Origin of the sequence: Cohaesibacter celericrescens (genome assembly GCF_002866925.1) — a bacterium.
Classification (GTDB): Bacteria; Pseudomonadota; Alphaproteobacteria; order Rhizobiales; family Cohaesibacteraceae; genus Cohaesibacter; species Cohaesibacter celericrescens.
The window spans coordinates 1-2,089 of record NZ_PKUQ01000041.1; the positions used below are offsets into that span (position 1 = coordinate 1).

At 46.2% G+C, this 2,089-nt stretch carries 1 pseudogene; it reads left to right on the top strand.

What is annotated here, in order from left to right:
• Positions 1 to 1,757: 1,757 nt before the first annotated feature.
• Positions 1,758 to 2,089, top strand: a pseudogene (locus C0081_RS16715) (hypothetical protein); the annotation flags it as partial.

A 2,089-nucleotide genomic window follows, 5' to 3' on the forward strand; every position in this document is an offset into this window, starting at 1 on the left:
AGGGCAACGTTGGCCATTTGGAAAAACAGCGGTGCCATTTTAGGAAAGCAGTCGTTCAAAAAAGGTGCAGCATTGTAACAGAACGAATTCACACAATGCGGACGAAGGGGGCATATATTTGTGCAAAGCTATTGATCAATTTGAATTTGAGATCACTAGTTGTGAGAAGAAGTGATTATGTTTGACTTGATATCGACCCGTTATTCCTTCATTGAAGGTTTGAGAGCCATATTGCCGCGATTTAGTCACTTTTATGCCCACGTTTCACCAGCCTGTCCTCTTGGGTAGTCGTTGAGTACAGTTTGTGAAGTCGTTGTTTTCTATTGAGAAATTTTGTATAAGATAGCTAGGTAAAAAATTATCGTGAAAATCATTGAAAATTAGTAGTTGTTGAGGCATATTACCAACATAGGAATTCGCGATCGACTGTAAGAATTTCCCCGCTGCTACAAAGCAGTCCAACCGAAAGGGTGGATAAGCGAAAGCGAAGAGGTTGTCGAGATAGCCAAGGGGTCCAAGCGGGCCCCTTAGGTGTTTCATGGCTTCCTGTACTTTACCGTCTTATTCTCACGCGCCTTGCCAATGATCGCACTCAAGCTGGTCTTCATTCCGGGCTCTTGCTGTGGTTTTGAGTAAGCGCTCTCGACCGTAAGTAGAAACTTATGACGAACTCCGTCAAACCTACCTTTTCTGGGTCGTAGTGTGAAATATGCAGTATAACAGCCTTCATCACTAGTGACAGTCGCGTTGTAGCAACCGTAATTTCTATCGCTTTGTGTGACATAGATACGATTTTGTGGAAGACTACAAATCAGTTCTCGTAGATAATGTGATGCACCATATCGGATCGGATCGAAAACACGTTGCCTCGTGCCATCCAAAAAGATGAAGCGCGGAATTGATTGAGCAAGTTCTACACTATAGGTCCAACAATGGCTTGAGTAGCGGATCAAACATTTTACGGATTCAGAGTTGTTCAACCCAAACTCTTCGACGTGAGGACATAGATGCGGCACGCTCACCATGGTAGCATCTATTGTCGATTCAATATTCAGTTTTCCGTCATCCAAAAAGACTTGTCCGAGCGGAGTGAGTGTGTACGATCTTTTTTCCATCTTGGGTCGAGATAACATGGAAGACCTCGATTGCGAAGCGGAAAAACTCTGCCTTCGAACCAATGTCCACTCTGGAGAAGGATTTTCGATGCGGGCCGGGGTGTGATTTTTCGACTGGCTCATTTGGCCCGCGTTGACAACCCTCCCAAGGACGACGTTCGTCAGCATCTCAGTGTTGCAAAGCAACTTTCTGAAAGCTGTCACTCAGACCCCCTGCAAGATTTTGCATCATAGATGAAAACTGAACCGACAATGCAACCGTCATTCGAACAGGTTGCGTATTTCATCTGGAACCTTAATTGATGTGATAAACTTTCTTGCTCTTGATTTGGTATCAGCGCGGAACCGCACTATTGCATTGCCGCATACGGTTGATTTTCCGGCATCAAGGATTGGCTAAACTGGCGGAGGAGGTGTGGGACCCAGGAATTGGACGTCGGCAACGGTGCGCCGTAACTTGAGGACCCATGACGGGACTGAAAGGTTTATATCCACACAATAACCATCAAGGGTTGCAGGGCGTTGATTTGTACGACATGGTCAAAATACGGAACATAAGTCAGTAGGGCGAAAGCATAGGGTTACGGCAAATAGAGGCACGTAGTCTTAGAAGAAACTTTTGGGGTCTGGGAATTTTTGTTGATGAACTCACTTAACGATCGCTTTGACTTCGATGATGACGCCATAGCGCCAGGCGACGAAGCCATTCTGCAGGGTACACTTTGGCGTGTCTATGATAACGCTAGTGGCTCTGCCGAAAGGAGACTGCGAACCTGGAAGAAAACTGGGGGAGATATTGACGACGAATTGCGTTCGCTTTGGCGGCACGAAATGCGGCAGGTGCGTCGTCTTATGCGTTATCGCGACGCTAGCGATCTTATCGTCGATGTGTTGGAAGGGTATTGCCAAGTTGTTTGTTGCGGGTTGGAAGGGGGTGCCAGTCGTTTATCAGGTTGTCATTTCTTCGGTATAAT